We start from the raw sequence: 23611 nt of genomic DNA on the forward strand, positions 1-23611 counted from the left end.
GGGCTCATCAGTCTCAAGATCGAGCCGGAAGTCTCCGAGCTCGACACCTCGATCAACGTCAACGGCAATCCCGGCTTCATCTCGCGCGCGGCGAAGACAACGGTGGCGCTGCGCGACGGCCAGAGCTTCGCCATGGCCGGGTTGCTGCAGTCGATCAATGCCAAGGACGTTCAACAATTGCCGTGGGTGTCGCAGGTTCCGGTGATCGGCGCGCTGTTCCGCTCGACGAGCTTCCTGAAGCGGGAGTCCGATCTCGTCATCATTGTCACGCCGCACATCGTGCGGCCCTCCGCACCCGGCGAGGATCTCTACACTCCCCTCGACCAGACGCGCTCCTCGAACGATGCCGAGCTCTTTGCCCTCGGCCTGCTGGAGGTCGACAAGGACATGCTCAGGCGCTTCCGCAATGGCGAAGGCGTCAAGGGACCATACGGCCACCGTCTCGATCTTGACGTTGGAGGTGTCAATGCCGTTTCCAAGAAGTAGTCACACAGCCCTATTAGTGGCTGCCGCCGCGCTCCTTTCCGGCTGCGCCGACTACATGAATCACAGGGATTCGGTCACCTTTGGGCTCGGCAACGCGGTGGAAGCGAACAAGGGTATTCACATTCAGAATCCGTTCCCGAGGGCGGCGCAGAATACGCAAATACCCGGAGACGGCAAGGTGATACACCGGGCGATACGTACCTATCAAGGCGAAGGCCAGGCCGCCGCTCCGACCCCCTCGGCCGTGATCTTGCCGACGGCCACGGCTCCAGGAACGAACGGCCCATCCGGCAATGGCACGGAAAACTGACGGATCGCGCATGCCGGAGACGTGTTGGGTGAGGCCGGGCAAAAGTGCGATTTCACGGGAACTCCGAAATACCGGAGTCGAAATGCGGAGGCGCTATTGGGCTTCGGCCCGGCTTGCGTCGGAGGAAGCGGATGACCAGCTTGGCAAATGTGGAAATCGAACCCGGCAAAGCGAGAGGCGTTCGGACGGCAAAGGCGCGGACAAGCAAGGCGCCGTTCATTGCGGTGGCCCTGGTTTTCCTCCCGTTGAACGCCGGCACGCTCCTCTACACGGCCAAGAACGCAGCCGATGTCCGTGAGAGCCGCGAGGCGCTTGCTGCGGTCAAACGGTCCATTGACGGCCTGAAACTGCAGATCGACAAGCGCGACCGCAACATGGGCAGGGCCGACGACGCCGCGATCATTCGCCAGCAGGTCGAGAAATTGGGGAAAGACCTATCCCTCATCAGTGAGCGGATGCGTCCCGGCTCCCTTGCATCCGGCGGCTCCGTCATCTTGAGCGCACCCGGCAAGGAAGTCATGCAGCGCCTCGAGTCCTCGCCGAACGCGTCCTCCGGAGCGATGTTTTCGGCACCGGATGAGGGCCGGTCGGCGATCGATGCCGCGAGTCCTTCGGTCGCCGATCCGCCGCGCTATGAGCGATCCATTTCGCCGGAGGGCAAGCTGATCCTGCGGAAGGTGCAATAGCAACCCTCCGCGTTTAACCTCCTATTACGTTCCGCAGCGCCGCTCTTCCACATACAGCGACGTTCAGCCAGCCGCTTGTACACGATCGGCAACAGGTCGCGGTAATTCTTCGGCCGCTTCTGCCCAACTGCGCGACTGCCGCAGCACAACATGCCGCGCGTTGTGTTCAAAGTGGGAGCGAAAAATGAAGGGGTCCGGCCGCATACACACCAAGTGGTTCTTGCGGCGGATCGCGAAACGATACTCCCGAATTTGGAGGAAGGATCTGGTGAAATTCTGGCAGCAGATTTTTGCGTATGTCGTTGTAGGTGAGGTGGAAAAATCGATGGTCCCGATCACGCGCGTTTGTCAGCGAGTGGGTTGCCAACAGGCCTTAAGTCGGCCTGAGGAGCGGCGACAGCTACAGAGGCAATCCGGAACCTGATCAAGAAGATAGTTGTCACGCCTGGTCCGAGCCATGGCCAAGTGGACGCGGTGATGTACGGTAATTTAGTTACGAGTCTTAAACTGGACGGGCGGCCAACCCGTTGAAAATGCATACGAATAAGTCATCGCAGATCGGCGTAGAATGTCGGAATCGTTGGTTGCGGGGCGCAACCAACGATGCTGCAATTGGTCGAATGCGACTGCCGAAGTTGGAGGCTCGTTTCCTCGGGTTTGATCCTAGTGGGAGGCGAATTGCAGATTCTGCGGCTCTTTCATGATTGCCTTAGTTCACGCGCTTTCCATCTCCGCCAAACAGATGAACCTTGGTGAGATCAGGTCCAATTGGTATCGTCTGTCCCGGGCGAAGCTCAACCCGATCCCTGAGCAGCAGGGTCACGTCCTCATCTCCGAGCTTGACCAGAACATGCGTTTCAGAACCCGTCGGTTCCACAACGACGACGGTCGCTGGTACTCCCTCTGCCCGGATGGAGAGATGCTCAGGCCGAATGCCATAGGTTTTCGCTACCACTCCATCGTGACCTGCTGGAAGAGGCAGTGCTGCGCCGCGCATGACGAACTTGCCATTTAAAATCTCTCCCTCGAAAAGGTTCATCGAAGGCGAGCCGATGAAGGTTGCCACGAAGGTGTTCGCCGGCCGATCGAACAGTTCGAGCGGCTTGCCGATCTGCTCGACCCGGCCATTCCGCATGACGACGATCTTGTCGGCCATGGTCATGGCTTCGATCTGGTCGTGAGTGACATAGACGGTCGTGGTTTTCAGCCGCTGGTGCAATTCCTTGATTTCCGCGCGCATGGTGACGCGCAGCTTGGCATCGAGATTCGATAGTGGCTCGTCGAAGAGAAACACCTGCGGATGACGCACGATGGCTCTGCCCATTGCAACCCGTTGACGTTGACCGCCGGAGAGTTGGGCAGCCGGTCGAGCAACGGCCCAAGGGCGAGAATGTCCGCGGCCTCCCCCACCCGCTTGCGGATCGTCTCCTTGTCCTGCCCCTTAAGCTTGAGCGCAAATCCCATGTTTTCGGCGACCGTCATGTGCGGATAGAGCGCATAGCTCTGGAACACCATGGCGATGTCACGTTCCTTCGGCGCTTCGTCGTTGACGATGCGGCCGCCGATGCGGACTTCTCCGGCACTGATGTCCTCGAGCCCTGCGAGCATGCGCAGCAGGGTCGACTTGCCACAACCAGACGGGCCGACGAGGGTAACGAATTCACCATCTTCGATATCCACCGATACGCCGTGGATGACGGGCACGTTGCCATACTGCTTGCGGACCTGTTCGATCGATACGGATGCCATGATTTTCTCCCGTCCATTCTTTCAAAGCTTGAGCTGCCACAGGCGCGCGGCGACGACATTGCCCTCGGAAGCGACCAGACGCGCCGAACGTACAGTCGCGAGACCCCGCAGCCGCTTCGTTCCCGTCCAGCGGCCGTTGTCCGCGAAGACCTCGATGGAACCGATATCCAGGAAGATGCGAAGCGTCGAAGGACGGGCGCCGGCGGCGATGTAACGCGGCGACAATCTACCGTCGCGGACGTCGTAGACGATGCTGAGGCCGTGCTGGTCCACCTTCAGACCAAGGTCGGCATCGGGATAGTCGAATTCGAGATCCAAGGCCGCGCCAGACGCTGCGAGATCGATGACGATCTCGACGGCGCCATTGCCGAGCTCGACTGTTTCGCCGGAAAGTAGCCTTGCGTCGTCGATCAGCCGGTGCCGTAGGTTCTCGACGGCGTCGACCGGCGGCGTCAAAAGCCCGCCGTCGTTGAGGAGAACGTACCGTGGCAGCGTCATTGCCGACGGAAAATCCGCCTTCTTCGAGACGTCGGTCCAATTTGCGAGCCAGGCGATGCCGACCGGACCCGAGTGGTCTACAAAGGCCTGGAAGGCATAGGCATCGGTGCCGAAATCGAGTTCCTGTTCGAACTCCTTGACGAAGCTCGAGCCATCGAAACGGCCGACAGTTGCAAGCGTGATATTGCGCCGGCCAGTTGCCGGATCGCGGCTTGTCAGGAGACCGAAAATCAGCGCCCAGCGGGTTTGCTGATCCACCGCCGCAGGGTTGAGGGGCACGATGCAAGGGCATTCGGCCGCTGTGATGCCGAAACGATCCTCGCGGTGGAGAATGCCGAGGAAGATCCATCCGCCCGTCGCCGCCGGATCGGCGATCTCGTAAAGCAGGATGACGCCACCAGCATTGTCGCGGCTCCCGACGAGCATTTTCCAGCGGCCGTCAGGGCCCTTGAAGACATAGGGATCGCGAAAATCGGAGGTCAGATCGAGGCCGGTTGGTCGCTCCGGCAGAATGACCTCAGGAGGGCCGGTTGTGATCTGATCGTGGCTGACGTTCGTCAACTGGATTTGTTCCTCAGGTGTGCGGTCCCTGACCTGTTCGGTGAAAAACACCCGGATGCCGGGCTCGCCTCCGTCGAGCGGAATTGCCGAGCCGGAAAAGGCGCCGCCGCGGCCGTCGGCCCGCGCCGAAAGCTCTGCCGAGGGAAACAGGAAGACCGGTAGATGCTTCCAGTGGAGATAGTCATCGGAGACGGCATGGCCCCAATGCATGGTGTTCCAACGGAGACTATGCGGATAGTGCTGGTAGAAGAGGTGCACCTTGTGACCAAAGCGGCCAAAGCCGTTCGGATCGTTCATCCAGCCGAAGGGCGGGCGGAAATGGTAGCTGTCCGGAACCGCAGGCGCCGCGTTGGCGTGACCGCTGTAAAGCACTGTGATCCCCTTCTCCAGGACGTTGGCTGGCGAGAAGGCATAGATGACTGATACAGCAGTGGTGGTCGAGTCGCAGGTGAATGAGGTTTCGCCAGCCTTTTCGACCACAAGCGATACGAATTCGAATTCTTCAGTGTTTCGCGCTGCAAGGTGGCGGATTTCGCGCTCGCCCTGGGCCACGCGTATCTCGGCCGGTGCTTCAGGATGAGTGGCTTTCAGCCATGCGTGCACCACGGCATCGGCAGGAAGGAGGGCGGTCAGTGTCTCGAAGCCGCCATCGAAAAGCGATGCAGGATTTGCATGCGTTGTCATCGATCAACCTTTCACGGCGGAGCCTACGAAGGAACTCACGAACCAGCGTTGGAAAACGAGGTAGAGGACAAGGATCGGAATCATCATCAAGACCGAGGCGGCCATGGCGCGATCCCAGTAGATGCTGTCCTGCCCGAAGAAGGTCGCGATCGCGACAGCTATCGGCCGGGCATAGTCGGTCTGCGTCACGAGAGTGGGCCAGAGATATTGGTTCCAGGTTTCTATACCCATGAGGATCGAGACAGTCGCAAGCGCCGGCAGGCTTAAAGGCAGGAAGATCGAGCGGTAGATGCGGAAGACCGAAGCGCCGTCCATTTCCGCCGCTTCGAAGAGCTCCTTCGGAAGCTGGGCGAAGAACTGGTAGAACAGGAAAATGTAAAGTGGGCTTGCGATCCAGGGCACGATCTGAACCGCAAAGGTGTCGGTCATGCCGGCACGCGACACCATGATGACGAGCGGCATAATGATGCTCTCCTGCGGGATCACGTAGAGCGCGATGACGAGCGAGAGGATCAGTGCTCGACCGCGCAGCGAACCCCAGGCGAGCACGAAACCGGCCATGGAATTGGCGATCAGCCCGGCACCGACGGTGCAGGCCAGAATGACCAGCGAATTGAGGAGATAACGGCCAAAGGCGAGTTCGCCCGAGAGGTTGCCGACCTCCGCGAAGTTCGCAAGCGTCGGGCTCGAGACCCAGAAGGCGCGGAAGCTGCCCATGTCCGCCAGGATCTGGAAGCGATCGTCCTTGAGGCTCGCGACGACGAGCATGAAGAGCGGTGAGACGATCACCAGGGCGATGACGAGGATGCAGGCCGTCTGGATCAGGCGCAGCGAACCGATCGCGGAGCGCTCGCGCGTCACCTCCGACGGCAAAGTGGAAATAGCGAGATCAGACATCGAAACGCCTCAGGAGTTGGCGCTGCAGGAGCGCAATGACGAGAACGATCAGGAAGAGGATGACCGAGACGGCGGACGCATAGCCTAGCTTCTGTTCCTCGAAGCCCGCGCGCACCATGTAGTGCACCACGGTTTCCGTGCTGCTCTTCGGTCCTCCCTGGGTCAGGATCGCGACTTGCGTATACAGCTTGAAGGCCTGGATGGTGGTGATGACAAGCACGAATATATGCGTCGGCCTGAGGCCCGGCATGGTCACGTGCCAGAAGCGCTGGAAGGAATTGGCGCCGTCGATTTTGCCTGCGTCATAAAGTTCATCGGGAATGCCCTGGAGGCCGGCTAGATAGACGATCATCTGGAAGCCATAGGCCTGCCATGCCGACAAGAGCACGATCGAGAACATCGCCCATTCCGGATCACCAAGCCAGTCGATCGGTTGGATATGTCCGCCCGAAAGAAAGCCGAGGATCTGGTTGAACGGCCCCGTCGGATATTGGAACAAGGTGCCCCAGACGACGCAGACGACGACGATCGAGGTGATCGCGGGCAGGAAGAAGAGGCCACGGAAGAAATTGCGGAGCGGTAGCTTCTGGTGCAGCAGTAGTGCGGTGGCAAATGCCAGGCCGCATTGAACGGGCAGGATCCAGAACGTGAAACGCGACACGTTCCAGAGCGAGGTCCAGAACAGATCATCCTTGAAGATACGGAGGAAATTGTTGAATCCGATGAAGCGGACCGGCGTCGGACGCGGCACCAGGGGTTGATTTGTCATTGCGGTCCAGAACGACAGAAGGAAGGGCACGATCAGGAAGACCGTCAACAGCACAAGCGCAGGCGCCAGCATGCCGATTTCCTGAAACATCCGGCCCCGGTCCCTGCGCCGGACAGGGCGTGCTGGCACCACCGATTGCTGCAAAGTCATGGTCTCCTCCTCATTGAGCTGCGGACCAGCCGCTGCCCGCGCGGACAGGTGCCGCGCGGCCGCTCTTTGGCTATTGCTGTTCGTTGAAGGGCGGGTAGCCGTCGTTGTCTTCGATGTCCTGGTCGATTTTCTCGCTTGCAGCGGTCAGTGCCGCCTTAACGTCTCCGCCATTGAAAATCTCATCGACGGCTCCCATGAAGGCAGAGGTGATCGTCGGATAGGCCGGATGCGGCGGCCGTGCGACCGCGGTCTTGGAGGCCTGTTCGAAGGCAACGGCCATCGGCCCGCCGGCGGCGTACAAGGGTGAATCCGCGGCGAAGCTCCTGAGCCCCGGATAGGCGGAGTCCTCCTTGGCGTAGTCGCGGAACTGCTTGTCCTTCAGCATGAAGCTCACGAATTTGCCCGCAATGTCGGGGTGTTCGGACGCGGTGGTGATGCCCCAGATCCAGGTGCCGTTCGGGCTGGCGCCTTTCGGTCCGAACTTCGGCAGCGGCATGACGACGATGTCGTCCTTCATCGAGGCAGCGGCTTCCGCGTAAAACCAGTGCCCGCCGAACGCCAGTGCAGCCGGGTGGCCTTCGGCGAAAAACTGGTTGGTGCCCGAGGACTGCGGCACGACCCAGCCGTTCCTGACCCATTTCTGCATCATCGTCAACGCATCGACACAAGGCTCGCTGTCGAGTGCTCCGACGGATTTCCAGGTCTTCCGATCGATCAGGTCGCAGCCGGCCGACTGCAAAATCGGGCTATAGGCATAGGTGATCCATTCAGTCTTGATGCCATAACCGCGGAACGTGTCGATCGGCCATTTGACGCCCTCGAGCTTCGACAGTTTCTCGAGGTAGCCTTCGAATTCCTCGCGCGTCCAGGCGTCGTCCACCGATTTCGGGATGCGGGCGCCGATCGCCTCCAGATATTTCCTGTTGCCGTAGAGAACGACCGAGGAGTCGGTGAGACCGACGGCATAAAGGTCTTTGTCGACCGGATAGGTACCCTGGGCGATGTTGGACTCGGTCATATCGTCGAGGACGTCCTGGTCGATCAAAGGCTTGATCGGCTGCAAGTAGCCCGACCAGACGTAATTTGCCAGGAACGGCGCATCGAGCTCCATAATGTCAGGCATCTGCTTGGACAACACGGCGGCGCTGAACTTCTCGTTATAGGCATCGTGCGGCGCGTAGATTAATTCAATGTCGACGTCCGGATTGGCCTCTTCAAAGCGCTTTGCCACCGCACCATAAGTCGCCACCGTGTCGGGATCGCCTTGATGCATGACTTTGACGACGGTTTTGGCCTCGGCGGGACTCATGACAAGTCCCAGCGCAGCAGATACCGCAAGCCCCAAAAGTAAACGTTTACCCATCTGTTTTACTCCTCCTCGAGCGGGGTTCATTTCCAAGCCGGATCTAGATGGACGATCGCTCCACCAATTGGAACGGTAGCTTTCGCACCTCGCCGGGCGTCACATCGCCGGTAAGCAGGATGTCGGCGGCCATGCGCCCCATTGCGCGATGTGGTAGCGCCATGGTGGTTAGTGGCGGATCAAGGCGCGAAGCGATTTCGACCTGGTTGTCGAAGCTCGCGACGGCGACATCGTCTGGGATGTGCGCACCAGCCCGGCGCAGTGCCGCATATACTTCCATGGCCACCCGGTCGTTTCCGCACAAGATGGCGTCGGGACGATCAGGGCGGCCCATCAGTTCGGCAACGTGCGAAAGAACCAGGCTCGGCGCTCTGTCGCTGTAGATCCCGCGGCGGACGGCTGGCAAGACCCTTGCACTGGCACTGTCGAGTCCAGCTTCGGTCAGCGCCTGGCGAAAGCCCGCTTCACGCAGATCGCCGGCAAGCAGGCCGGGCAGATTGATGAAGGCGATATTGCGCCGGCCAGCATCGACCAGATAGCTGGTGATCTCGTGCGCGGCGCCTGTCTCGTCCGGCACGAGCGACGTCACCCGGTCGTTTGCCTCGCGGCAATTGATCATCACGCCAACGGTATCGGCAAACTCCTCCGGCAAGGCGACGAACTTGTGGTACATGGCAGCATAGGCAATCGCCCGCGGACGGAACCGCCGCACTTCCTCGATGACGGAGGCCACGTCGCGATGCCCGCTCAGAGCCATCGCGAACACGGCCATCTCCGAGGCACGCGCAGCGCCATCGAGGCCGCGGATAATCTCGGTCGCAAATGGCGAGGTGATCAATTCATCCGCGACGACGCCGATCAGCGGCATCCAGCCTTGACGCATGCTACGAGCGGCGAGATTGGTGACATAGCCGAGCTCTTCGGCAATCTCCTTGATGCGCTGCCGGGTCTGCTCCGACATACGCGCCGAGCCGCCATGCAGTGCTCCTGACACTGTCTTTACCGAAACGCCGGCACGTTCGGCAATGTCGTTGAGGGAAGCAGTCACGGCCCAATAATCATCCCGCTGACGGGAGTCAAGTGTCGGCTTTCGCAACCGCATAACCGTTAACGTGGGTTGTCGGGTGCGCTGGCCGAAAACGCACTGTGAGCATCAATATTTGCCTAGGCAATCGGAACGCCTGCGTTTCTAAGCCTCCCAAACGCTCAATATGCCTGTCTTCAGCAACACGTCTTCCGCAGTTCGATCCTTAAAGGTTGCACTTCTGCAATGGCTTGTAGCAGTTAGAGCCAGCATTTGGACGGCAAGCGCTACAATTATTCATATTCGGTATTCGCCCGCCGCTTCGCCATAACCACTCCCTTGTACACATCGGTCAGGGCGGGCTTGAGGGTGGGCTCCTATGTAAATCCTATTTGGTAAGTTTCATGTCGAAGCGGCTGGCGCGATACAGGCCGACCCATGCCAATCTGCAAGGTGCTTTCATGAATATAGAGAGCCGCGGCGTTATCCGGCGCTAAAAATTCCCTGACGTGCCTGCCGCCGATGCGCGGTTCCTGCTAATCCACTCGTTGAAGGGACGAATATTACGATCGGCGTTCGCCACAGCTGGTGCCACGAAAAGCATCACAAACGAACTGGCGCCGAAGCTGCAAGCGGACTTTGGGGATCGAACTCCTCCTGCTCGTGCACGAGGCCCGTCTGCTCAATAATCGAGGCAAGCTCTGCGATTGCGCTCTCCGTCACATCGCCGCCGATGCGATTTGCGCCTTGCGCTCTCGAACCGGCCTGCCGAAGAAGATCCGCATTCATCATGTGTGGGTGCAAGCTTACTCCGACAGATGCAAGATGTTGCTCGATATAGCGGAAGATGCGGACACCGCCCGCGTCCATATCTCCCCAATGGTAGGTCGGTGCGTCAGCCTGTCTGGCCAGCCTCGCAATTGTCTCCAACACGGGCCGCGACGGGAAGCCGCCCGAGTAGATTACCAGTCCGCCGTCGCCCTGCCCAATCTCGCGGACATAGCGCACAAAGGAGGCGAAATTCTCAATTGTTAGAAGGTAAGCCGGCCTTTCATGCAAGTTGACGCGTCCCGCGCATTCGGCGGGCACCCCGACAAAAGGCATTTCCGGGAAAGGCCGGTCGTCCAGCGCGATGGAGCCATAGATGAGTACGGGCTGAGGAAGGCGGTTAACACCGGCGCTGGCGAGAAATTCTTCAGCATCCAGCGCTGCTTGTGCCTCCCCCACCAAGTAGAGGCGCGAGATCGCCGACGCCACCGAGCTAAGGTTACGTTCAAGCGCCTTGCTATCGCCTGACACCAGCCTTGAGAAAGTGCGAAAATCCACTTCGTTTCCTGGTGGTTCGGCAAGGCGCTCGCATATCGCCCCGGCCAGCCGAAGTACTTGACCGAACGTTCTGCCCTCCCCCGGCGCGATGCCTATATACGAGGACTTACGGCTCCAGGCAGAAGCGGCTTCATCGATCAGCCGCGCCGCGCCTTTTGGCAAGTCGTCCCGCTCGCGAAGCGTTGCGAGGGATTCCGCCGCCAATTCGGGTGCCGGTCGCCGTGCGGTACGCCGATAAAGCACCTCGGGATTCCGCAGCTTCACGCTCTTTATCACGCGTTCCCACTTCGGACCGGTCCAGAGGACGTCGATTCCGCCCTCCTGCTCGAGGCAGGCAAGCTCTTCTTCGAATGCATCGCTCGCATTGACGGTCAACCCCTCCTGGTCGACCGCCGCTGTCCAACGGCTTGCATCCGGATTCTTCTCGTATCGGTCGAGCAGGTAGTCGATCAGGGATGAAATATCCGAAAAGCTACGACGACTCATTCTGCGGCTTGAGACTCCATGCTTAGGCGCGCCGCCAATTCCTCATCAGTCGCATGTTGCGGATTAGCTGCGCGCATCTCCCGACGAACCCGGTCTTTTATCCTGATGGATTCCGCCGCCGAGACGTCACCGCTACGGAAGACATCGATGATGTAATTCAGATTTTCATATACGACGGCACGTTTCTCGGTCGGCGCGGCAATCACCACCTGAAGCCCGATTTCGCGGTAGAAATCCAGCAACGTTCGCTGGTTCGGGCCATCCATCTTGCTGAACGCCTCGTCAAAGACGGCAAGTCCCATGCCGATACCGGCGTGATCTTCCGAATGGCGCGTGCCATGATAAGCGCCGGCAAGCGCCGCGCCTATCACCACATAGAATGGCACCTGCCGTTCGGCCCCGCTTGCCACGCCGCGACGCCGGTCAAAGCTCGTGGTGCGATTGGCGGCCGCATTGTGGATTTTCAGATCGTAGGTGAAATAATTCTGGTACTCTTGGAAGATTGTGAAGTCGAAGGTGTCATCCGCAAGCAATTGCTCCACCTGCCGGATGGCTCTGGCATGCCGCTCATCCCGAGGCTGGGCTCGCCCGAACAGAGCGTCGAGTACGCTATCGTCGGTTTCGCTATCGCGCACGAGACGATGAAGATCCTCGAATTCCTGCTTGATCGAGGTTTTGAGACTGTAGGTTTCTCCATGAAGCGGGCGGGACCGGAGCGCTTTTGCGAGCCTGTCCATCTCCGCTTCCATTTGCCCGAACCGGCTGTTCAACTCATGAATGAACGTGGTCTTGAATAGCAGCGTGACGCGGCCCGCTGCTTCCTCGGCTTGCTCCCGGTAACGGATGAGTTCGTTGCCTTCGAGCGTGGCAATGCCTTCCATGACCCAGGACTTAACGGTGCCGGTGATCGAGGCTTGAGCATAGCCTTCCAACGGATCCGGAAAATCTATCGCATAGCGGCCCAGCGCGGCCCTGATATCGTGCTCCAGTTCTCGATGTTCCTCCCGCGCATCGCTGGCGCGCTTGTCCATATCGGTTGCAATTTTAGCAGGCGAGCGCGGCTTGAGCGCGGAATAACGCTTTCGTATCGATTGGAAGTGCGATACCGAATACACCTCCGTCTTGAACTGGCGGCGGCGGTTCGCCAAGGCGCGCCAAGCGCCGGGCAGCGTCTCACCTGCCCCCAGCTTTTGCTTGATGTGTTCGATCTCTGTCTTCAGCGACGCACATTCGGTGAGAAGGCCATCCCGGTCTTCATTGAGACTCTTGATCACTCGCGTCGCGCGCTGTTCCGCTTCCATAAGTTGCGGATCGATCTGCGCGGCGATCCTTTCGAGACGCTGGCGGGCTTCGGCGCGTCGCTCGGCAAGGTCACTGTAAGTGGATGTGATGGTTTCCAGCCTGTCCTTATCCTCGACCGGCTCAGCGCACTGTTCAAGCCGGCGCAAGACGTCTTCAAAAAAGCGTTCCTTCTCACGATGGACTTGCAATAGGCTGGTGCGCTCGTTGATCTGCTTTTGCAGCGTCTCGATCATGAGTGGCGCGGCGGCACGGCCGATCTTCAGCCCCTGGACGCGGCGCATCTCCGTGACGAGTCCGTCATGATAGGCCCCATCAGCCATGACAGCCCGGCCTCCGGAAAGAAGCTCGTCCTGGCTCTTAGCGAGATGAACGTTTCCAATCCTGAAGACCACGAACGCCATCGCCAGCGGATCGTCGCTGCGGATCACCGAAGCCAGTGTTCCGGGTTCGGACGTGGTCGAGCGAGATTGTAGTTTACGGGTATTGGCGACCCGGCAGCCAGGATAGTCACCCCTGCCGCGCCTTAGAATCTCGGTCGCGCGATAAGCATGGTCGGGATCGACGATCACCGTCTCCCGGTCGCGACCAAGCAGCGCCTCGACCGCATCGCGCCAATGTTCATCGACCACTTCGGCAACCTCGCAGAGCGTTCGTGGCCGCATTCCCTCGCGACGAAGAGCCTCCATGAACCTCACGGTCGCAGAATCAAGAAGAACCTTCCCTCGCCGCGCGGCTTCGAGCTGCTCGCTGTCTCGTTTTATTTCGCTGTCGATTACCCTTTTTTGGTAGATCGCATCATCGCGCTGGTGCGTGACTTTTTCCATGCGCGAGCGGGCTGCTTCCGCCACAGCAGCAAGCATTGCTTCCATACCAGCGGGATCGCGGGGCCATTGGGGCGGCGTCACGCCCCGGCTGGCTTCCTCGACCCGTTCCAGCGCGCGGATCAGCTCGCCAGGATTGATGATCGCGAGCCGGTCACGCAACGTGAGCAGTTGCACGGCTCTGGCGGCGGAAAGATGCCTTTGGCTAAGCCTCTCTATGACAGCCGCACTCTCGCGTTCCAGGTCCTTGATCTGCCTCTCGACCTCGTTTCTCCGGGCCTGCGCCCCGCTCGCCGCCAGTTGCCGTCGTATCGCTTCCTGCGTCTGTTCTTCGCGTTCTATTTCTTCCTTGACGCGGTCGAGTTCGGCTTCTGCCATGCGCAACTCGTCCAGCTTCAGCCGCTTATCCCGGATGTTCCCGAGAAGAGTGCCCAGCGCTTCCACAAGCAATGCAGTCTTCTCAACGGCGCGGCAGTCCGCTTCCTCGTTCACAAGCTTTATGAATTCCTCGATCTGAAGACTGATCGCCCGCAGCGCCTCCAGGCGTTCCTCAAGATTGCCGATCGTCTTTTTGATTTCCTGATAGCGCTGGATCGAGTCCCGCAGTTCCGCTATGTCGATCGGGCTTGGTTCCAGAAGATGTTTCTTGACGAACTGCTCGACCGACGACATGTCCGTAAAGGAAAGCGCTGCAACGAAAGTGCGGATGAACCGTTCGGGATCACCGCGCAATTTATTCGTAAAGAGCACTCGCATATATTCGCGGATAAACGTCCTCACGTCGTCCGGCGCGTGAAGGCGGCCATCGCACGAATTGCACGCCTGCTCCAGCCGCCGCTTCACCGCACGCCACTCCGCCGGTCGCGATGCCCCATCCTTCTCGTCGATCAGCATTCCGGTGTCGAGCCGGACGCCATCGGCGACAAAACGCCCCACCACTTCCGCCGACTGCCCACGCAACGCCTCGATCGCGAGCCCCAGCGTGACTGGCCGACGTTTGCCATCGGTGTCCTCGAAGACCAGCGCGATGTAGCTCAGCGCATCGGGCCGAAGGAACGTATCGTCGTTGAGCTGCCCAAGGCAGTATCCGGCAAGGGTACGCTCCGACCGCTGACCGCTCTCGCCCGCCGACCGGTTAAACCGATAGAACTTTGACGAACCGCCAGCCATGACCGCCTGGATCAGGTCGATGATCGTCGACTTTCCCGCCGCGTTCTTCCCGAGAATCGCCGCATCGCCGGCCAGATCGAGATCGGCGCGCGCCATAAGATGCCAGTTGACGAGGACAATTCGTCTGAGCTCGATCATGATGCGGCCTCCACGGTCGCCTGCTCCTTCTCCTCCTGATCAATCACGGCGGCGCTTGAAAGAAGCGCTTCAAGCGATGCGACGAAATCATCTCCCGCGACTGTGGCGACAAGCGCGCGGATATCGAGATCCATGTCCTGTACTTCCGCGTCGAGTGTACCCAACCGCACCAGCGCGCGCTTTTCCAGCATTTCGAGCACCTCACGGAAGGCTCCCGGGGTCAGACTTGCGCGGCGGGTGCCGGCGACGATTTCCTGATAGGCCGCATAAGCCTCGTTCAGGGTCGTCCGCACTGTGCCTTTGTCCTCAATATCCCCCAGTTGTAGCGCTTCCTCCCAAAGGCGGCGCATGACGAGCAGCACCACCGTTTCGTCGGTGCGCATCCGTGGCAGCGATATCCGCTCCGGATCCGGCAATATCCCTGCCCATCCTTCGGTTTCGCGGTGGACCAGGTGATATCCCGCCACCTCGAAATACGCTTCGACCAGCGCCTTCAGTTTCGGACGATGCAGCGTCTCGAGAAGCGTGGCGGACCCGCGGTCTTCGGCATGAATGAACTGACCGCGCATCAGATGTGCAATGAGTTGCGTGACCCGCTGGAGGTCGCGAGAATTGGTCTCTTCCAGCGTGGCGAACTCAAGAAGCATGGCCCATCTCCGATGCAATGCTGCCGTCGAGGCGTTTCACGATAAATCCGGGACAGTCCACCCAATCATTGGAGACGTCTTGCGCGTCATCCCGAACGAACTCGAAGCGGCCCCGCAACTCCATCGCTAGCGTGGAGTTGTCATCCATGCCGAGGCCGCCGGCCACCAACAGCCGCAACGCTTCGAATGCGAGGAAATCGTCCACAGTCTCGATAGTCAGGGATGCTCCGGAGGCCTCACCATACGGCGGCACGCGCCGTTCCAGAAACTGGCTCACCTTGGCGGGTGAGGTGATAAGGCGGTCAAGGTATGCCCTTTCCAGCAGGCGGCGTAGCTCCATGATCGGATCGGGGGGCGGTATCGAAAGATCGGCTCCCGACACGACAGAGCGCGCCCCGCGTGGCTTCGCCAGCAGATCAGACGCGAGAACAGGAATGCGAGGCTCGACTGCCCCGCGGATCGTCACTTCCGTGATACGGCTCGCCATCACGTCGTCCAGGCCCCGGATGAGATGCTCGCTGCGCTGAAGAAAACTCGTACGCCGCCCGGCATACCGGACCACATTACGCAGCCTTGTCTCAAGCCTCGAGCGGTGCCGCTGAATAGCCTCGAAAGCTTCCTCGATGCGCTCGAAGACGCGACGGATGCTTGAGATGTCCTCGTAGACGAGATCACGCGCCGCCGCGGCGGTCGGCGCCAGTTTTGCTTCAAGATAGGCGTGCGCAATGGCCACCGTATCGATGCTGGAGTCCTCAAGTCTGTCCAGAGCGGTGAGGATCAAACGGCGATGGCGATAAGGGTGAGCGGTGGTCGTAATTGCGGTGTAGTCGCGTAGAAGCATCTGCTCTACGAAATCTTCGAAATAGTGCCGTAGGCGGTCGGCGAGCGTTTCGGAGGAAAGAACCTGACGGTCTATGTCCCTTAGCGCCGAAAGCACACTGCGAAGATACCGCCCGAAGGCTGCGGCGTCACGCGCCGCCTTGTTTAAGCCCAGCGCGTTCTCCGCCGGCTTTTCCTCGACGGCGCGTATGGCGTTACGAACCTCGATCACGAGTCCGCCCAGTTGCTCTGCCACGCCTTCCTTGAGCGAGCACAGGAACTCGGCCAGCCGCATCGCGCCTGATGGCATCTCCACGGTCGTCTTCAGCCCGTAATTGGCCTCATCCAGCCATCCGGTCTGAAGCATCCTGTTGTAGATGTGCCGGCTGCGGCTGATGGCAATCCCGGTCGCCTCTTCGTTCACACCCTCGACCCTGCGCCGCCGCACTCGTCTACCCGTTCGCACGACGAGACGATCCAGATCGACCGCGACCTCCTCCTCGGTCCACAGACCAGGCTCGCGGCTAAGGCAATCGTAGATTACACTCACGACCTCCGCCTGGGTGGGAAAAAGCAGATCGGACCGGTAAAGACCATTATAGACCGCGAGGATCGCCCGTTCGTAGAGCACACGATTACCACCGGAGAATAATGTGAAGATCTCCGGTTCAAGCTGGCCGAATAGCCGTGAGGACGGCATATCCGCCGACAATGTGAAAACGGTCCCCGTCAAGAATCACCCCTTCCCCAGGGGAGCTTGACCAAAAAATCGGAGGCGTCAAGGACGCCTTTCCACAGGGCAATAGTCTCTGGAAAATCACGCCTTAGCCGCCGGGCATGTGTACTATACACTCCCATACGTCCTCCTCGGCATGATCCGGCCGGGTGACCATGCTGGCCGAGACAAGCGGCCGGGCCATGACGAGGTCGATCAGTCTCCGGCAGTCTGCTTCCGCGCGTCGACGCCCGATCACGGAGCACTCGGAAGCTGCGACCGTGGCCTACGCGGTCGGCTACGAGAGCGTTTCGCAGTTCAGCCGCGAGTACAAACGGCTCTTTGGCGCACCGCCCCGACAGAACGCCGGAAAACTGCAGAACATCATTGATCCAGGGCCATAGGTCCGCCTACAGCACATGCACGAACCCGCTCGCACTGGAGGGTAGGTGAAAAGCTGCCGAACTACCTCCGCACGTGCTTTGCCGCTTCGTCATGCAACGCGCGTTGGGCTTCAATTTCGCCCAGATGTTCCAGCACCCACGTCGCGAGTTGCATGACCGGTGCGGCAAGAGAACTGCCCAGATCGATCAGGCCATACTCGACCTGAGGCGGTACGGTCGGATGGACCTTGCGCGCTACCATCCCGTCCGCTTCCAGAGCCTTCAGCGTGCGGGTGACCATTTGCTGGGAAATTCCGCCTATCAGCCGCTTCAACTCGTTGAAGCGCCGCGGCTGGTCGGCGAGCATCGTGATCGTGAGGATCGTCCATTCGTCGCCGATGTGACCTAGGATCGCGTCGACCTTCCGACAATCGGGGTTGGTGCCAGGGTTATTTGGAGGAGCAGGCATAGGCATGTGACTAGGCCTCGAAAATATGCGTTCTTGCGGCATATCTGGTCAGCAAAACATACCACCTTCAGGAGTACGTTATGACTGACAAGAAGACGATCGCCATATTCGGCGCTGGTACTGGGCTTGGCGCGCCTCGCTCGCTACGCGGTTCGGGCGCGAAGGATATCGGGTTGCGCTCGTCGCGCGCCGCTCCGCTCCGCTCGAAGAGCGTGTCGCCGAACTCGCAAGCGCCGGCGTCGAGGGCGCCGCGTTCCCAGCCGATCTCACCGATCTGGACGGTATTCCCGCGCTCGTTCGCTCAATCGAGGAGCGCCAAGGTTCAATAGACGTCGCAGTCTATCAGCCCGTCGGAAATGTAGGGTTCGTCCCCGCAGCCGACCTCGATGCGACGAAGTTCCAGCCGATGGCCAACATTTTCGCGTTCTCGCCGATCGAGGTTTCGCACGCGGTGCTTCCCGGCATGCTGGAGCGCGGCGATGGTGCCATCGTGATCGTCGGCGGCCTCACAGCGACAGTGCTCATGCCAGGGCTGAGCGGCGTTGGTCCGGCGATGGCTGTGGCTCGCAACTACATCTTCACGCTGAATGCCGAGGTGGAACCGAAGGGCGTCTACGCGGGCACCATCAACATCGGGGCCTTCATCGATCGCTCGGCCGGTCTTCGCGCCATGACCTCAGCTGGCGCCGAGCCGGACGCGCCGGACGTCGCGGTCGTCCCGCCAACCAGCTCTGTCTTTTCGCAAAGCAGCACCGACAGACCATCGAGCGCACCTTTGAGTGCTGCCGTCATCCCTCCCGCCCCCGTGCCGATTACGAGCAAATCGACGTCCTCTGGCGCCTCAAGTTCCCGCTCGCTCATTGGTCCCCCGCGGCCTTGCGCAGGATTGCCAATGTCGCCTCCCGCGCCATGGCAGCGCGGCCTTGCGCGTCGATCCTGCGTGCCCAACCCTGATGCGGCACCTCCACACTGATCGTGGCATCGGCAGGGATCGTCCTGGCAAGCCCCACAAGATCGATACCACCCATCCCCGGAAACAATCGCTCGCCTCTCGCAATGCGTATGAGTTCTGCCGGATCGGGATCGAATGGCACCTGTCCGTCACAGAACTGCACGTAGTTGATTCGCGACGGCTCCAGAGCGGCCACGTCGACCAAGCTTGTGCCGGCACGGTCGGAATGCAGTGCGTCGATAAGAATTCCGACATTCTGCCGATCAGCCATGTTCATGACATGAACGGCGGTGGCGAGGTCACGTGCTGCGGTCCAAGGCATGAATTCAAGATCTGCGGTCAGGCCCCGCGCTGCCGCCATATCCGCGAAACGAGCAAGGGATGCCGCCTGTCGCGCAAGGTCGGAATCATCTCCCGCGACCAGGACATGTCGGGCTCCCAACTCGGGCGCAGCGGTCGCAGAAGCAATCGAACAATGTCCAGTCGATCTGTTCGCCCAGCCGGACGATTTCGACATCCGCGACCTCAACTCCGGTATCGTTCAACGCCGTGGTTACTTCGCGCAGGACCGCGTCATCGGTCATAAGCGGAAAAGGGCCTTCCCCGCCCGCCGGCAGGATGCGGAAACCGATCTTCTGATAACCCGTTGTGGCCGCGATGTGCACAGCTTCAGCCGGCCCTACTTCTGCAACGGTCAGGAAGGCGAGTGAAAGAGGATGTGTCATACCAATCACCGAAGGGGAGAAAAGCCGAGCGGCATGGCGATGTCCGAGGTCATCTCAGGATGTAGCAGGTCTGGCCCACCCTTTGGCGGCCACCTCCCTTCCGCAACCGACTTTGCCCTGGCCTCGGATCGAGCGGCAAGGCTTGCATAAGGCCAGATCTGGGTCCAGCGCAACGAGCCGTCCAAGGAGTACATCGCCACCGCCATCGGGGAATATTCCTCGCGCGGAGGAACGGCCTCCCTCCATGCCGCAAGGAGCGGTTCCAACGCGCCCAGCTTCGGGCGATAAGTTCGAACCTCGTAGATCGGGCCTAGGTCGCCCGATAGGCAGTGCGGGCGAAAATCGGCGCCGCGATAGCTGTCCATCGACAGCTTTACAAGATGCTCGGCGCAGCCGAAGGGATTGTCGCTGCGCAGCGCACGCTCCCGCTCCTCCAGCATCTCGGCCGCTTCGTCAAAGGAACGCAGCAGATAAACCCGGTTCAGTGCGCCAACATCAGTGCCCCATGCGCCGCACAGGCGACCGCGTCCATCGGCTGCCCATTTCTCGATTCCCGGTGCGGCCTTGCCCGCACCGAACACCACGGTTTCAAGCGTCGCAAGTTCATAATAGATCATCGCTAAGTCTCCTCAATGCTAGTGACTGGTAGACCGGCCAGATGGCGGCCAACTACAAATCCAAACGTCATCCCCGGTCCGAGCGTAATTCCGCCGGACGGGTATCGACCGTTCATCACCGAGCTCATATCGTTGCCCACAGCGAACAGACCGGGGATGGGCTTGTCCTCACCATCCAAGACACGCGCGAGTGCATCAGTTTTCAGCCCCGCGAATGTCCCTAGGCTGCCGGGAACGATCCGCACGGCATGAAACGGCGCCCGCTCCAGTGGACCGAGCGAGGCATTTGGTCGGTTGTGCGCGTCACCCTGAACGCGATTGTATGGACTGCTGCCCCGTCCGAATAACGGGTCTTCGCCCCGGCGCGCTGCCTCATTAAACTCGTGGACGGTGGCGGCCAATGCCGTGGGATTGATCCCGCACAGCGCGGCAAGTTCCGCGAGACTACGAGCTGAGAGGACATAGCCGCTGCGTTGCGACGGGCGCAAAGGAAAGGGAAACGGCTTGACCGCTCCGATGCCCCAGCGGCGGCGGGCGCGGTCGTCGGCAATCAGCCAACAATAGGGGGCCGCCTTCGTTGGCGTGGCACGCAGCAGGGCTGAGATGAAATCGTAATAGCTGTCCGCCTCGTTCACATAGCGGCGCCCATCCGGAGTGACCGCGATAAAGCCCGGCTTTGCCCGGTCCACCAGATGCGGGAAATTTGTCACCTCGCCGTCCGAACGCGGGGCAAGTGAAACAGGAGCCATCGCCGTGGCTGAGGCAAGATCATCTCGCAGGCGAGCACCGACCGCTTCGGCCATCCGCAGCCCCTCGCCCGTATTCGTGCGCGGCGCGGCGGAATGATGATCGAGCCCCTGTGGTCCGGCATGAGGAACCAACGCGGCAAGCCGCGCGGGATCGTGGGGAAATCCTCCTGTCGCGAGCACGACCCCGCGCGCGGCCCTGATCGCAAACGACGTCCCCTTCACGTGCAGCACCGCGCCCGCGACCCGCCCATGCTCCTGGATCAGCCGTGTTGCCGGGGCCTCGGCAAGAAGCGTAACCCCTTTGTCCAGGGCCGAGCGCAGCAGTCGGGCGACCAGCGCATTGCCGTTGACCAGATGCATGTCGCGCCCGTATCGCAGCCGATGCCACGCAAAGCGAGCCAAGCGCCGGGCAACGATGAGGCTTGAGGTCAGGCTCCGCGAGGCGTTGAAGAAATGCGACATTTCTGCTCCGCCCTGAACAGCCATTCCCCAGATGGTAGCCTCACGCAAAGGTGGGCGCAGACGCTCTATCAGGCTGCCCAGACTGCGACCATCAAACGGCGCGGCAGAAACGGATCGACCTCCTATCGATGAACCGGGCGTATCATGAAAATCCGGGATCCGGTTTCCGTCGATCCATTCCATTTCAGCATGGTTCGCGAGGAAGGAAACCATACGGGGACCGTTAGCAAGAAAGCTATCGATGCGCGCATCACCTGCGCCATTCCCGATCTCGCTTCGGAGATAGGTCAAAGGATCCTCTATGTCCTCTTTGATGCCTGCATTCACAGCCAGCGGGTTGCGCGGGATCCAAAGCCATCCTCCTGAAATAGCCGACGTGCCACCGAACCAGGAAGATTTCTCGGCAACGACGACTTTTAGACCATGATGCGCGGAAACGACCGCTGCAGTCAGGCCAGCGGCGCCCGAGCCCAGCACAAGCACGTCGCAGTTCATCGAGCTATCACCTGATAGTGCCATTGGGCTCATCCTGCCGCCCTTATTGCTGAACAGCAGATGGCCGCTCGATGAAGCGGCATTTCGGTCCAAGGAACCCTTCTTTCCCTGTCCAACCGCTCGCTCACTCTTTCGCTGCAACATGGTTTTGGCGACGCCTTCGCTATGCGGGGGGCATATGGCCTGAGACTGCCACTCAAAACCAGAAAATGGAAGCAATTATTATTATTGAAAGACTTTCCATTTTGTGAAATGCATTTGTTTTCGAGGTTTGGTGAGGGAGAAAGCAGTGCACGAACTGAACGCTGAGGCCGGAATATGCCCCGCGTATTGCTCGTTGGCGGATCGGGCTTCATAGGGCGGCGTGCTGCTCAGGCACTGCTGTCGCTCGATGTGACACCACGGATATTCGATCTTCCCGATTGTTTGCAGCAAATGCCGGTTCTACCGGGCTGTGAAACAATTGAAGGTGACGTGACCGATCAGCGATCATTGGCGCTGGCGTCTGAATGCGTGGACGGCATGATCCATCTTGCCGGCATGATGACGCTTGCGTGCGAACGCGATCCAAGACGGGCGATCGAACTCAACGTAAAAGGAAGCCTTAACGTCTTCGAGGCTGCTCGGGCTGCCGGTGCATCCGTTGCTTATCTCAGCTCTGCCGGCGTGTTTGGTCCATCGGATGCAGTCCACCCCCAGCCGCTGACGCTGTATGGCGTGACGAAGCTGGCAATGGAAGGGATCGCACGGGTATACGCGGCCGATTATGGGATCGCGAGCGTGGGCTTGCGGCCCTATGTGGTCTATGGCCCTGGAGAAAGCAGCGGCATTGCGGCCGGCCCGTCAATGGCGATTGCGGCCGCGCTGCGCCAGGAAGCGGCAACGATCCGCTTCTCTGGCCGCGTTGGGTTCGTCTATGTCGACGACGTTGCACGATTGCTGGCGGCAGCGATGACGCGGCCAATCCAGGGCGCAACCGTGCTGACAATGGCTGGGGATACCCGCGAGATGGTGGATTTCACGGCTGCACTCGCTGCCCGCACGGGATGGACAAACATCAACGTCGAGGGCCCGCCGCTTCGAATCCCGTCCGATCTGAAGTCAGATCCAGTGCCGACGTGGTTGGGCAAGCATCCGCCCACTTCTATCGAGGACGGCATTGAGGCATCGATCACCGCCCTGCGCGACCGGAAATGAACCCTGAGATTTGAGAGCCTGCTGAAACAGGGCACGGCGCTGAATAACGATCTGTCTAAAGAAGGAAACGATGAGATCGACGACAATAATGATGATGAGCAGCTTGGCATTGGCCGCCATGACGATCTCGCCCGCTCAGGCACAAGATCCGATCCGGATTGGCTTTGTCATGGCCAAGCAGGGTGCACAGGCTGAACACGGAAAGCACCATTATGAAGGGAAGACGATAGCGCTGAAGAAATTCAACAACACGGTGCGCGATCAGCCGGTTGAGGTGATCTGGCTCGATGAGCCGACGCCGCAGGATGCCCAGGAGAACATGCAAACGCTTATCGACGAACAGAAAGTGGTTGCCGTTGTGGGAGGGGAACAGCGCCACGGCCCTGGCACGACGCTCAAGGCGCTGATGTCGGCGATCGAAGTCTCGCTTGGTGACAAGGATATCACGGGCCTTCCCTCGTACGAGATCAACCGCCTGGGGATCTCGATGGTGCCGGAAGTTCGCAGGTTGTTCCTCGGTCTCACCGTGCTTGAGAACCTGCAACTGGCACAGCGCGAAGGCGGGGGCAGCATCGAGGAAATATATGAACTCTTCCCGAAGCTGAACATCCTGCGCAACCAAAAGGTACAGGGGTTGTCGGGCGGTGAGCGGCAAATGGTGGGCGTTGCCCGCGCACTGATGGTGCCCTCGAAGGTTATCCTGCTGGACGAGCCTTTCGAAGGTCTCGCCCCGCAATCGTCCAGGATATTCGCTCCGCAGTTCCCAAACTCCGCGCGCGCAAGTCTCATCATCGTAGAGCATCATGCCCAAAGCGTGCTGCCGATCTCCGACCGCGCCTATGCCATGGTCAATGGACAAGTCGCCTATCAGGGCACCGCCTATGACCTAGCGATGGATGCTGCCACTCAGACCCGAATTCTGGGCGTCGCAGGTGAACATTAATTCGTAAGGAAACAGAGA

The 23611-nt window shown here is 60.1% G+C and carries 20 protein-coding genes and 3 pseudogenes; 7 read left to right on the forward strand and 16 right to left on the reverse strand.

Features of this window, described 5'->3' with window-relative positions; genetic code table 11:
* The 3 genes and pseudogenes from GHK62_RS26320 to GHK62_RS26330 form a co-directional block, all read left to right on the forward strand.
* Nucleotides 1–486 (forward strand): annotated as a pseudogene (locus GHK62_RS26320) (type II and III secretion system protein family protein); the annotation flags it as partial.
* The gene (locus tag GHK62_RS26325) at nucleotides 467–796 is read left to right on the forward strand and encodes a pilus assembly protein (protein ID WP_153441955.1); all 330 of its coding nucleotides are present in this window, start codon (nucleotides 467–469) and stop codon (nucleotides 794–796) included. The pseudogene GHK62_RS26320 and the gene GHK62_RS26325, both read left to right, overlap by 20 nt.
* Before the next feature lie 131 nt (nucleotides 797–927).
* A complete protein-coding gene (locus GHK62_RS26330; protein WP_167528364.1) occupies nucleotides 928–1482 on the forward strand; it encodes a hypothetical protein in 555 nt (184 codons plus the stop codon).
* Between the two features lie 709 nt (nucleotides 1483–2191).
* Here the strand turns inward: GHK62_RS26330 and GHK62_RS26335 are convergent.
* From GHK62_RS26335 to GHK62_RS26380, 10 genes and pseudogenes are all read right to left on the reverse strand, one after another.
* A pseudogene (locus tag GHK62_RS26335) lies at nucleotides 2192–3231 on the reverse strand (ABC transporter ATP-binding protein).
* A 21-nt stretch (nucleotides 3232–3252) separates the two neighbouring features.
* Nucleotides 3253–4974 carry a GH32 C-terminal domain-containing protein gene (locus GHK62_RS26340; protein WP_153441956.1) on the reverse strand — a complete coding sequence of 574 codons (1722 nt, stop codon included), beginning with the start codon at nucleotides 4972–4974 and terminating at the stop codon, nucleotides 3253–3255.
* Nucleotides 4975–4977: 3 nt separating this feature from the next.
* Complete coding sequence (locus GHK62_RS26345; RefSeq protein ID WP_153441957.1) at nucleotides 4978–5871, reverse strand: carbohydrate ABC transporter permease; 894 nt, start codon at nucleotides 5869–5871, stop codon at nucleotides 4978–4980.
* On the reverse strand, nucleotides 5864–6790 hold the full coding sequence (locus GHK62_RS26350) for a carbohydrate ABC transporter permease (RefSeq protein ID WP_153441958.1): 927 nt from the start codon (nucleotides 6788–6790) through the stop codon (nucleotides 5864–5866). Before GHK62_RS26350 ends, GHK62_RS26345 begins: the two co-directional genes overlap by 8 nt.
* Before the next feature lie 70 nt (nucleotides 6791–6860).
* The gene (locus GHK62_RS26355; protein WP_167528365.1) at nucleotides 6861–8153 is read right to left on the reverse strand and encodes an ABC transporter substrate-binding protein; all 1293 of its coding nucleotides are present in this window, start codon (nucleotides 8151–8153) and stop codon (nucleotides 6861–6863) included.
* 43 nt (nucleotides 8154–8196) lie between these two features.
* Nucleotides 8197–9201, reverse strand: coding sequence for a LacI family DNA-binding transcriptional regulator (locus GHK62_RS26360; protein ID WP_184108883.1), 1005 nt, complete (start codon nucleotides 9199–9201; stop codon nucleotides 8197–8199).
* Between the two features lie 579 nt (nucleotides 9202–9780).
* Entirely contained in the window at nucleotides 9781–10989 is a 1209-nt protein-coding gene (locus tag GHK62_RS26365) for a Wadjet anti-phage system protein JetD domain-containing protein (protein WP_153441961.1), read from the reverse strand.
* Nucleotides 10986–14420: an SbcC/MukB-like Walker B domain-containing protein gene (locus tag GHK62_RS26370; RefSeq protein WP_153441962.1), complete on the reverse strand. Its 3435-nt coding sequence runs from the start codon at nucleotides 14418–14420 to the stop codon at nucleotides 10986–10988. Before GHK62_RS26370 ends, GHK62_RS26365 begins: the two co-directional genes overlap by 4 nt.
* The gene (locus tag GHK62_RS26375) at nucleotides 14417–15067 is read right to left on the reverse strand and encodes a DUF4194 domain-containing protein (RefSeq protein WP_153441963.1); all 651 of its coding nucleotides are present in this window, start codon (nucleotides 15065–15067) and stop codon (nucleotides 14417–14419) included. Before GHK62_RS26375 ends, GHK62_RS26370 begins: the two co-directional genes overlap by 4 nt.
* Nucleotides 15057–16598, reverse strand: coding sequence for a Wadjet anti-phage system protein JetA family protein (locus GHK62_RS26380; RefSeq protein WP_234887068.1), 1542 nt, complete (start codon nucleotides 16596–16598; stop codon nucleotides 15057–15059). The genes GHK62_RS26375 and GHK62_RS26380 overlap by 11 nt, the downstream gene beginning before the upstream one ends.
* Nucleotides 16599–16804: 206 nt before the next feature.
* Here GHK62_RS26380 and GHK62_RS26385 point away from each other — a divergent pair, with 206 nt between their 5' ends.
* The gene (locus tag GHK62_RS26385) at nucleotides 16805–17005 is read left to right on the forward strand and encodes a helix-turn-helix domain-containing protein (protein WP_412766025.1); all 201 of its coding nucleotides are present in this window, start codon (nucleotides 16805–16807) and stop codon (nucleotides 17003–17005) included.
* A gap of 61 nt (nucleotides 17006–17066) precedes the next feature.
* Here GHK62_RS26385 and GHK62_RS26390 read toward each other — a convergent pair whose 3' ends face one another.
* Nucleotides 17067–17459 (reverse strand): winged helix-turn-helix transcriptional regulator, encoded by a 393-nt coding sequence (locus GHK62_RS26390; RefSeq protein ID WP_153441964.1) that lies wholly within the window; start codon nucleotides 17457–17459, stop codon nucleotides 17067–17069.
* A 100-nt stretch (nucleotides 17460–17559) separates the two neighbouring features.
* Here GHK62_RS26390 and GHK62_RS34560 point away from each other — a divergent pair.
* Nucleotides 17560–18033: pseudogene (locus tag GHK62_RS34560) on the forward strand (SDR family NAD(P)-dependent oxidoreductase); the annotation flags it as partial.
* A 32-nt stretch (nucleotides 18034–18065) separates the two neighbouring features.
* On the opposite strand, the gene GHK62_RS33730 reads toward GHK62_RS34560, so the two are convergent.
* Genes GHK62_RS33730 through GHK62_RS26410 form a run of 5 tightly spaced genes read right to left on the reverse strand, consistent with a single transcriptional unit; the run spans nucleotide 18066 to nucleotide 21546 of the window.
* Nucleotides 18066–18314 (reverse strand): FAD-binding protein, encoded by a 249-nt coding sequence (locus GHK62_RS33730; protein WP_167528369.1) that lies wholly within the window; start codon nucleotides 18312–18314, stop codon nucleotides 18066–18068.
* Nucleotides 18311–18922: a sugar phosphate isomerase/epimerase family protein gene (locus GHK62_RS26400; RefSeq protein WP_153441965.1), complete on the reverse strand. Its 612-nt coding sequence runs from the start codon at nucleotides 18920–18922 to the stop codon at nucleotides 18311–18313. The genes GHK62_RS33730 and GHK62_RS26400 overlap by 4 nt, the downstream gene beginning before the upstream one ends.
* Nucleotides 18813–19130 (reverse strand): hypothetical protein, encoded by a 318-nt coding sequence (locus tag GHK62_RS33735; protein WP_167528367.1) that lies wholly within the window; start codon nucleotides 19128–19130, stop codon nucleotides 18813–18815. The genes GHK62_RS26400 and GHK62_RS33735 overlap by 110 nt, the downstream gene beginning before the upstream one ends.
* A gap of 5 nt (nucleotides 19131–19135) precedes the next feature.
* Entirely contained in the window at nucleotides 19136–19747 is a 612-nt protein-coding gene (locus tag GHK62_RS26405) for an NIPSNAP family protein (protein ID WP_153441966.1), read from the reverse strand.
* 2 nt (nucleotides 19748–19749) lie between these two features.
* A complete protein-coding gene (locus GHK62_RS26410; protein ID WP_327791101.1) occupies nucleotides 19750–21546 on the reverse strand; it encodes an FAD-dependent oxidoreductase in 1797 nt (598 codons plus the stop codon).
* Between the two features lie 225 nt (nucleotides 21547–21771).
* Here GHK62_RS26410 and GHK62_RS26415 point away from each other — a divergent pair, with 225 nt between their 5' ends.
* Together GHK62_RS26415 and GHK62_RS26420 are read left to right on the forward strand one after the other, a co-directional pair.
* Entirely contained in the window at nucleotides 21772–22650 is an 879-nt protein-coding gene (locus GHK62_RS26415) for an NAD-dependent epimerase/dehydratase family protein (RefSeq protein ID WP_153441967.1), read from the forward strand.
* 103 nt (nucleotides 22651–22753) lie between these two features.
* A complete protein-coding gene (locus tag GHK62_RS26420) occupies nucleotides 22754–23593 on the forward strand; it encodes an ATP-binding cassette domain-containing protein (RefSeq protein ID WP_167528368.1) in 840 nt (279 codons plus the stop codon).
* The last annotated feature ends 18 nt before the right edge of the window (nucleotides 23594–23611 follow it).

Origin of the sequence: Sinorhizobium terangae (assembly GCF_009601505.1) — a bacterium.
In the GTDB taxonomy this organism is placed as follows: domain Bacteria; phylum Pseudomonadota; class Alphaproteobacteria; order Rhizobiales; family Rhizobiaceae; genus Sinorhizobium; species Sinorhizobium terangae.

What these genes read in the sequence shown, in the direction of transcription:
- GHK62_RS26325 (WP_153441955.1), top strand. Translation starts at nt 467, where the DNA reads ATGCCGTTTCCAAGAAGTAGTCACACAGCCCTATTAGTGGCTGCCGCC.
- GHK62_RS26330 (WP_167528364.1), top strand. Translation starts at nt 928, where the DNA reads ATGACCAGCTTGGCAAATGTGGAAATCGAACCCGGCAAAGCGAGAGGC.
- GHK62_RS26340 (WP_153441956.1), bottom strand. Translation starts at nt 4,974, where the DNA reads ATGACAACGCATGCAAATCCTGCATCGCTTTTCGATGGCGGCTTCGAG.
- GHK62_RS26345 (WP_153441957.1), bottom strand. Translation starts at nt 5,871, where the DNA reads ATGTCTGATCTCGCTATTTCCACTTTGCCGTCGGAGGTGACGCGCGAG.
- GHK62_RS26350 (WP_153441958.1), bottom strand. Translation starts at nt 6,790, where the DNA reads ATGACTTTGCAGCAATCGGTGGTGCCAGCACGCCCTGTCCGGCGCAGG.
- GHK62_RS26355 (WP_167528365.1), bottom strand. Translation starts at nt 8,153, where the DNA reads ATGGGTAAACGTTTACTTTTGGGGCTTGCGGTATCTGCTGCGCTGGGA.
- GHK62_RS26365 (WP_153441961.1), bottom strand. Translation starts at nt 10,989, where the DNA reads ATGAGTCGTCGTAGCTTTTCGGATATTTCATCCCTGATCGACTACCTG.
- GHK62_RS26370 (WP_153441962.1), bottom strand. Translation starts at nt 14,420, where the DNA reads ATGATCGAGCTCAGACGAATTGTCCTCGTCAACTGGCATCTTATGGCG.
- GHK62_RS26375 (WP_153441963.1), bottom strand. Translation starts at nt 15,067, where the DNA reads ATGCTTCTTGAGTTCGCCACGCTGGAAGAGACCAATTCTCGCGACCTC.
- GHK62_RS26385 (WP_412766025.1), top strand. Translation starts at nt 16,805, where the DNA reads ATGACGAGGTCGATCAGTCTCCGGCAGTCTGCTTCCGCGCGTCGACGC.
- GHK62_RS26390 (WP_153441964.1), bottom strand. Translation starts at nt 17,459, where the DNA reads ATGCCTATGCCTGCTCCTCCAAATAACCCTGGCACCAACCCCGATTGT.
- GHK62_RS33730 (WP_167528369.1), bottom strand. Translation starts at nt 18,314, where the DNA reads ATGAGCGAGCGGGAACTTGAGGCGCCAGAGGACGTCGATTTGCTCGTA.
- GHK62_RS26400 (WP_153441965.1), bottom strand. Translation starts at nt 18,922, where the DNA reads ATGTCGAAATCGTCCGGCTGGGCGAACAGATCGACTGGACATTGTTCG.
- GHK62_RS33735 (WP_167528367.1), bottom strand. Translation starts at nt 19,130, where the DNA reads ATGACACATCCTCTTTCACTCGCCTTCCTGACCGTTGCAGAAGTAGGG.
- GHK62_RS26405 (WP_153441966.1), bottom strand. Translation starts at nt 19,747, where the DNA reads ATGATCTATTATGAACTTGCGACGCTTGAAACCGTGGTGTTCGGTGCG.
- GHK62_RS26415 (WP_153441967.1), top strand. Translation starts at nt 21,772, where the DNA reads ATGCCCCGCGTATTGCTCGTTGGCGGATCGGGCTTCATAGGGCGGCGT.